Consider the following 7629-nt stretch of genomic DNA (forward strand, 5'->3'; position numbering starts at 1 on the left):
GACCGCTCTATGGATTCCTTCCGTCCGGCCAGATCCGACCATGCGCTCCTGCTGCGTGACATCGGGATGCGCCGAACCGCGACCGCGCTCATGCTGAGGAAGCAGCCCGCCGTGTCACAGCGGCGACACGCTAGAATGTCTGCCGATGACTGAGGCACTCGAACTGACAGAACCGGCAGCCGCTGACCGCACCCGCACCTACGAGGTCAAGACCTATGGGTGCCAGATGAACGTGCATGACTCCGAACGGCTCTCCGGTCTGCTCGACGACGCCGGCTACCAGCCCGCAGCGGCCGGCGAACAGGCTGACATCGTCGTCTTCAACACCTGCGCTGTGCGCGAGAACGCCGACAACCGCCTCTACGGCAACCTCGGCCGCCTCGCCCAGGTCAAGGAGAACCACCCGGACCTGCAGATCGCCGTCGGCGGGTGCATGGCGCAGAAGGACCGCGACACGATCGTCGACCGGGCACCCTGGGTCGACGTCGTCTTCGGCACCCACAACATGGGATCGTTGCCGGCCCTGCTCGACCGCGCCCGGCACAACAAGGAAGCGCAGGTCGAGATCCTCGAAAGCCTCGACGTCTTCCCCTCGACCCTGCCGACCCGGCGCGAATCCACCCACTCCGGCTGGGTGTCGATCTCCGTCGGCTGCAACAACACGTGCACCTTCTGCATCGTCCCCTCGCTGCGCGGCAAGGAGAAGGACCGCCGGCCCGGCGACATCCTCGCCGAAGTCGAGGCGCTCGCCGCTGACGGCATCACCGAAGTCACCCTGCTGGGCCAGAACGTCAACTCCTATGGCGTCGAGTTCCGCGACCGTGGTGCCTTCGCCAAACTGCTGCGCGCCGTCGGCAAGGTGGAGGGCATCGAACGCGTCCGCTTCACCAGCCCGCACCCGGCATCCTTCTCCGATGACGTCATCCAGGCGATGGCCGAAACCCCGGCCGTCACGCCGCAGCTGCACATGCCGCTGCAGTCCGGCTCCGACCGGATCCTCAAAGCCATGCGCCGCTCCTACCGCACCAGCCGGTTCCTCAACATCCTCGACAAGGTGCGCGCAGCGATCCCGCATGCGGCGATCACCACCGACATCATCGTCGGCTTCCCCGGCGAGACCGAGGAGGACTTCCAAGCCACGCTCGACATCGTCCGCCGGGCCCGCTTCAGCCAGGCCTTCACCTTCCAGTACTCGATCCGCCCCGGCACGCCGGCGGCCACGATGGACGACCAGATCCCCAAGGAGGTCGTCCAGGAGCGCTTCGAACGCCTCGTCGCCCTCCAGGACGAGATCGCCTGGGAGGAGAACCGCAAGCTCATCGGCACCGCCGTCAACGTGCTTGTCACCAAGACCGGCGACGCCGAACACGGCCGGATGACCGGCCGAGCCGAGGACAACCGGCTCGTCCACGTGCGCCTCGATCCCGCCGCCGAGGCGGTCCGACCCGGCGATGTCGTCTCGACGACCGTGACCGAGGCCAAGCCCTACTTCCTCATCGCCGATGCCGACTACACGATCCGCCGCACCCGCTCCGGTGACGCCTGGGACCGCAGCCAGGCTGAGAGCTGCGGGGCCGGCGCCGGACCGGCAGCAGGAGCCGGCGGCCCGACCTCACTGGGCATGCCCACCATCCGCACCCGCAGCTGAGATGCGCCCCGAGGACCAGGCCGCAGCGCAGATGCCGCCGGTCATCAACATCGTCGGCGCCACCGCCACCGGAAAATCCGACCTCGCCGTCGCGCTCGCCCAACAGCTCGGCGGCGAGATCATCAACGCCGATGCCATGCAGTTCTACCGCGGCATGGACATCGGAACCGCCAAACTGCCCGTCGAGGAGCGCGGCGGCATCGCCCACCACCTCATCGACATCCTCGACGTCACCGAAGACGCCTCCGTCGCCGACTTCCAGACTCGGGCGCGGACGATCATCCGCCAGCTGCAGGGCCGGGGTCAGGTGCCGATCCTCGTCGGCGGCTCCGGGCTCTATGTCCGGGCCGCCACGGATGTCATGACCTTCCCCGGCACCGATCCGGCCGTGCGCGCCCGCCTCGAATCCGAAGCCGCAGCACACGGCGCCGGCCAGCTGCACGCCAGACTCACCGAACTCGACCCGGCAGCGGCAGCGAAGATCACCACCGGCGACACCCGCCGGATCGTGCGCGCCCTGGAGGTCATCGAGCTGACCGGCCAGCCCTTCACCGCCCATCTGCCCCGCTATGAGTATGCGCTGCCCACCGTGCAGATCGGCCTGGCTGACGACCGCGCGGCCCTGAACGAACGCATCGCCGCCCGCGTGCACCGGATGTGGGAGGCCGGCTGGGTCGAAGAGGTCACTGGCCTGCTGAATGCCGGCCTGCGAGAGGGGAGGACCGCCTCGCAGGCGATCGGCTACGCCCAGATCATCGACCATCTCGATGGGAAGACCACCGCCGAGGCGGCGATCGAGTCGACGATTGTGCGCACCCGCCAGTTCGCCAAACGGCAGCTGACCTGGTTCCGCCGCGATGCTCGGATACACTGGCTGCCGGCCACCAGTGCCGAGCTCGTCGCCGAGGCCTGCGCGCTCTACCGGCAGTGCTATGCTCACGGTGCCCAGATGCCGCCGGCTGGAAGGGAGCCACGCCGATGACCGACGCCCGCATCGCAGACCCGAGCGCCGCACCTCCGGCCCTGTCGACCGGCCATGGCACCGCCAATGACTTCGTCTTCCTCTACGATCCGGCAGGCGAGCAGGACCTCAACGCCGAGCAGGTCGCCCTCCTGTGCAACCGCCGTACCGGCATCGGCGCTGACGGGCTCATCCGCGTCGTGCGCACCACCGCTGCCGGCGTCCCCGAAGCCGCCGCTGCCGCCGAGGCTGGCGCGGAATGGTTCATGGACTACCGGAACGCCGACGGCTCGATCGCCGAGATGTGCGGCAACGGGGTGCGCGCCTTCGCCCACTACCTGCGCAGCTATGCGCTGGCAGCCGATCCTGCGCACATGCCGGTCGGCACCCGCGCCGGCGTCAAGACCGTCACCGTCGAACCTGATCCGACCGGACGCTCGGCACTCTGGTATCGCGTCGACATGGGGCAGTGGACGCTGCCCGGCAATAGCGCGGACGGCGGCGACACCCTCGTGCTCACTCGTGGGGTCGAGGTCCCGCGCCCCGGTCTCGACGTCGACATGGGCAACCCGCACACAGTCGTCGCCCTCGCCTCGGCGCAGGAGCTCACCGCAGCCGAGCTCACCCATGCACCCCAGCTCAACCCGAACCCGCCGGCCGGCACCAATGTCGAATACATCGTCATCGAACCCGATGGCGACGGCGATCCGATGACCGGAAGCCTGCGTATGCGCGTGTTCGAACGCGGCGTCGGCGAAACCCAGGCATGCGGCACCGGCGCGTGCGCGGCAGCGCTCGCCGCCCACCACTGGGCAGGCTCCCAGGGCCCCATCAGCTGGCTCGTCGAGCAGCCCGGCGGCACCGTGCGCGTCGACATCAGCGGCCACGAGGTCAGCCTGGCCGGCCCGGCGGAGCTGACTGCCGTCATCGAGCTCTCCGAGGAGCTCAAAGCGCGGATGCGCGCGCTGCTCTAGACCGCTGCGCGCTGCTCCGAACCGCCTCGGGAACGGCCAGGCGGCCAGCCAGCCGCTCAGTCGGCCAGACGCTCGATCCGCAGGATCCGGAAGCCCTTCGATGTCGTCGTCCGCTCCACGGCGTATGTCTCGCCGAGCGCGCTGCGCAGCCAGGTGAGCAGCGAATCAGCACCGAGCTTCTTGGCCACCACCAGCCACGCCGCACCGCCGGGCGCAAGGCGGGGCAGCCATGTGAGCAGCAGCTCGTGCAGCACCGCCTTGCCCACTCGGATCGGCGGATTCGAATAGATCGCCGCGAACCGGATGTCATCAGGGATCTGCTCGGCGGTGACCGCCTGGATCGAGCCCAGCCCCAGGTCGGCGGCATTGCGGCGGACCAGATCGAGGGCGCGCTCATTGACATCAAGCGCCCAGATACGCGGGTGCGTGCCCGCAGCGGCACCGGCAAGAGCGGTATGTACGGCGATCGGACCCCAGCCGCAGCCCAGATCGAGCACATCACCGGCAGGCGGGTCGGGGATCTCGTCGAGCAGCACCCGCGTGCCGGTGTCGAGGTGGCCGGGGGAGAACACGCCCGCCGCCGTCGAAAGCTGCAGATCGCGGCCGGCCAGGCGCACATCGATGCGGCGCAGCTGCGCCGCGGAAGCCGGCTGGGCGGAGAAGTAGTGCTCGTTCATCACACACCATCCTACGGGCCGCGCTGCCGCCGATCCCGCCCGCCGCGGTCCTGCCGGGAGCCGTAACCGTATGGGACAATAGAAGACCGCCTGAGAAGAAATGAGGACGATGCCAAGCGATACCCATCGCCGTCACCGCGCAGACGAGACCACCCCAGCCGCCGAAACCGGCCAGCCAGCAGAGGAAGCCGGCCAGCCAGCAGAGACCGAGCGCAGCCGCGACGACGCGATGATCGACCGGATCCTCTCCCGCGGCGGCTCCGCGCTCACCGACGAGGATCGCGTCCACCAGGACGACAGCCAGTTCGATGTGCTCGAGCGCGAGGCGCTGCGCCGGGTCTCTGGACTCTCAACCGAACTCGAAGACGTCACCGAGGTCGAATACCGGCAGCTGCGCCTGGAGAAGGTCGTGCTCGCCGGCATCTGGACGCGCGGGACCGCCGCCGAGGCGGAGGAATCGCTGCGTGAGCTCGCCTCCCTTGCCGAGACGGCCGGCTCGACCGTGCTCGACGGTGTGCTGCAGCGCCGCGACCACCCGGACCCCGGCACGTATCTGGGACGCGGCAAGGCACAGGAGCTGGCTGACATCGTCGCCGCCGTCGGCGCTGACACCGTCATCGTCGACACCGAGCTGGCCCCCAGCCAGCGCCGCGGCTTGGAGGATGTCATCAAGGTCAAGGTCATCGACCGGGTCGCACTCATCCTCGATATCTTCGCCCAGCACGCCAAGAGCCGCGAGGGCAAAGCCCAGGTCGAACTCGCCCAGCTCGAATACCTGCTGCCGCGCCTGCGCGGCTGGGGTGAGTCGATGTCTCGGCAGGCCGGCGGCCGAGTCGCCGGCGGTGAGGGCATCGGCTCGCGCGGCCCTGGTGAGACGAAGATCGAACTCGACCGCCGCCGCATCCGCACCCGGATGGCCAAGCTGCGCCGCCAGATCGCCGACATGACCCCTGCACGGCAGACCAAGCGCGCCAACCGGCAGCGCCACCAGGTGCCCGCTGTGGCGATCGTCGGCTACACCAATGCCGGGAAGTCCTCCCTGCTCAACCGGCTCACCGACGCCGATGTCATGGTCCGCAACGAGCTCTTCGCGACCCTGGATCCCACTGTGCGGCAGGCGACGACCGAGGACGGCCGCGCCTTCACGTTCACCGATACGGTCGGGTTCGTGCGCAACCTGCCGCATCAGCTCGTCGAGGCCTTCCGCTCCACACTGGAGGAGGCGACGTTCGCTGATGTGCTCATGCACGTCGTTGACGCCGCCCACCCGGATCCGCACGGCCAGCTCGCCGCCGTGCGCGAGGTGCTCGCCGAGGCCGACACCGATGACATCGCCGAGCTCATCGTGTTCAACAAGTCGGATCTGGCCGACCCGGATGTGCTCACCGGCCTGCTCGCCCGCTACCCGGAGTCCGTCGCCGTCTCCGCCGCGACCGGCGACGGCATTGATGAGCTGCGCGAGCGGCTGGCCGGCCTGCTGCCGACACCCAATCACGAGGTGACGGTGCTGCTGCCCTATGATCGCGGCGACCTCGTCTCCCGCATCCATGACGAGGGCACCGTGCTCGTCGAGAAGCACCTGCCGGAAGGCGCCGCCGTGCAGGCGAAGGTCGACGCCGACCTGCTCGCAGCCCTGGAGGAGTTCCGCAAGCCGGACATGTTCACCGGACAGGAGCCGCTGACCGCCGCCCCGGACGACACCGACTCTGCTGACACCGGGGCAACCGACACTGCCGGCCTGCGAGCATGAGCCGGATCCCGCCGCTGCTTCAGACAGCGGTCGCAGCGTTGGGCGGATCACCGCGCCGCGGGCAGCAGGACATGGCCGAGGCGGTCGGCGCCGCCCTCGACAACGGCTCCCACCTCCTCGTCCAGGCCGGCACCGGCACCGGCAAATCGCTGGCCTACCTCGTCCCCGCCGTCGAATATGCCGTGCGCACCGGCGAACGGGTCGTCGTCTCCACCGCCACACTGGCGCTGCAGGCCCAGATCATCGACCGCGATCTGCCGCGCCTCATCAAGGCGATCAAGCCGCAGCTGCAGACCCGTCCGCAGGTCGCCGTGCTCAAAGGCCGCCGCAACTACCTGTGCAAGCACAAACTCGACGGCGGCTATCCCGACGACGGCGACACCACCCTCTTCGACCTCGGCGCCGATGGCGCCGCCCACCGCGGCAGCTCCGGCATCACCGCCCTCGGTGAGGAGATCCAGCGCATCCGCGCCTGGGAGCGCACCACCGACACCGGCGACCGCGACGACCTCACTCCCGGAGTCTCCGACCGCGCCTGGGCGCAGGTGTCGGTCAACGCCTTCGACTGCCTCGGCAGCAAGTGCCCGATGGTCGAGGAGTGCTTCGCCGAGCGCGCCAAGATCCGCGCCGCTGATGCCGATGTCGTCGTGACCAACCATGCGCTGCTGGCCATCGACTCCTTCGGTGAGGCCAATGTGCTGCCCGAACACGGCGCCGTCATCGTCGATGAGGCACACGAACTGCGCGACCGCGTGACGAATGCGCTGACCGGATCGATCACCGTCTCCATGCTCAACGCAGCCGCCTCCTCGGCACGCAGACACACCTCGGCGCAGCCATCAAGCATCGACACCCTCACCACCGCCGCCGAGGTGTTCGAACGCGCGCTGGACAGCGCCGACGAAGGCCTCATCCAGCGCTGGCCCGAGGACCTTGCCGCTGCGGTCCGGCAGATCCGGGACGCCGCCAGCCGGCTGCTGTCCGACTCCAAGGAGAGCGAATCCAAGGACGCCGAAGCCGGCCGACAGATGGCCCGCGCCCGCCTGCAGGAGATCTTCGAACTCGCCGAGCGGATGGCCGAACCGGACTCCAACGACGTCGCCTGGGTCAGCCGCAGCACCTTCCGCGAGAACACCACCACCTCACTCGTCGTCGCACCGCTGAGCGTGGCCGGAACCATGCGCAACGGGCTCTTCGCCGAGGCCACCGTCATCGCCACCTCGGCGACCCTGGCCCTGGGCGGGAAGTTCGAACCGGTCGCTGCCTCACTCGGGCTGGCCGGGCCCGAGGCGCCGGCCTACGATGCGATCGACGTCGGCTCCCCGTTCTCCTACGAGAAGCAGGGGATCCTCTACGTCGCCGGTCACCTGCCCCGGCCGGGCAGGGGAGGCCTGAGCGAGGAGACCCTGGAGGAGCTGCGCGAACTGGTGACAGCCTCCGGCGGCGGCACCCTCGGGCTGTTCTCGTCGAAGAGCGCTGCCGAACAGGCGGCCACGGTGCTGCGCGAGCACCTGCCTGACTTGGCTCAAATTGGTGTGATGGATATCATATTGACACTGTGACCTGCGGGTTTGGGTTGTGAAGTGCTGGAATTCCTGACTAATCGGGTGGTTGGGGTG

General features: G+C 69.1%; 6 protein-coding genes. 5 read left to right on the plus strand and 1 reads right to left on the minus strand.

All coding sequences use genetic code 11. From position 1 onward, the window contains the following. Positions 1-145: 145 nt before the first annotated feature. From miaB to dapF, 3 genes are read left to right on the plus strand one after another with little or no spacing between them, the layout of a single operon-like run. Complete coding sequence (miaB, locus tag ACFFN1_RS00735) at positions 146-1648, plus strand: tRNA (N6-isopentenyl adenosine(37)-C2)-methylthiotransferase MiaB (RefSeq protein WP_376837673.1); 1503 nt, start codon at positions 146-148, stop codon at positions 1646-1648. A 1-nt stretch (position 1649) separates the two neighbouring features. Further along, entirely contained in the window at positions 1650-2630 is a 981-nt protein-coding gene (gene miaA, locus ACFFN1_RS00740) for a tRNA (adenosine(37)-N6)-dimethylallyltransferase MiaA (protein ID WP_376837674.1), read from the plus strand. Beyond that, positions 2627-3583, plus strand: a complete 957-nt coding sequence (dapF, locus tag ACFFN1_RS00745) for a diaminopimelate epimerase (protein ID WP_376837676.1) — start codon at positions 2627-2629, stop codon at positions 3581-3583. Before miaA ends, dapF begins: the two co-directional genes overlap by 4 nt. A 56-nt stretch (positions 3584-3639) precedes the next feature. Here the strand turns inward: dapF and ACFFN1_RS00750 are convergent, their stop codons facing one another. Next, a complete protein-coding gene (locus ACFFN1_RS00750) occupies positions 3640-4260 on the minus strand; it encodes a class I SAM-dependent methyltransferase (RefSeq protein WP_376837678.1) in 621 nt (206 codons plus the stop codon). 109 nt (positions 4261-4369) lie between these two features. Between ACFFN1_RS00750 and hflX the strand changes: the two genes are divergently transcribed. Both hflX and ACFFN1_RS00760 read left to right on the plus strand, forming a co-directional pair. Next, on the plus strand, positions 4370-6010 hold the full coding sequence (gene hflX / locus ACFFN1_RS00755) for a GTPase HflX (RefSeq protein WP_376837680.1): 1641 nt from the start codon (positions 4370-4372) through the stop codon (positions 6008-6010). Further along, complete coding sequence (locus ACFFN1_RS00760; protein ID WP_376837682.1) at positions 6007-7572, plus strand: ATP-dependent DNA helicase; 1566 nt, start codon at positions 6007-6009, stop codon at positions 7570-7572. The genes hflX and ACFFN1_RS00760 overlap by 4 nt, the downstream gene beginning before the upstream one ends. The last annotated feature ends 57 nt before the right edge of the window (positions 7573-7629 follow it).

Source organism: Brevibacterium otitidis, from assembly GCF_042429315.1.
GTDB classification, from domain to species: domain Bacteria; phylum Actinomycetota; class Actinomycetes; order Actinomycetales; family Brevibacteriaceae; genus Brevibacterium; species Brevibacterium otitidis.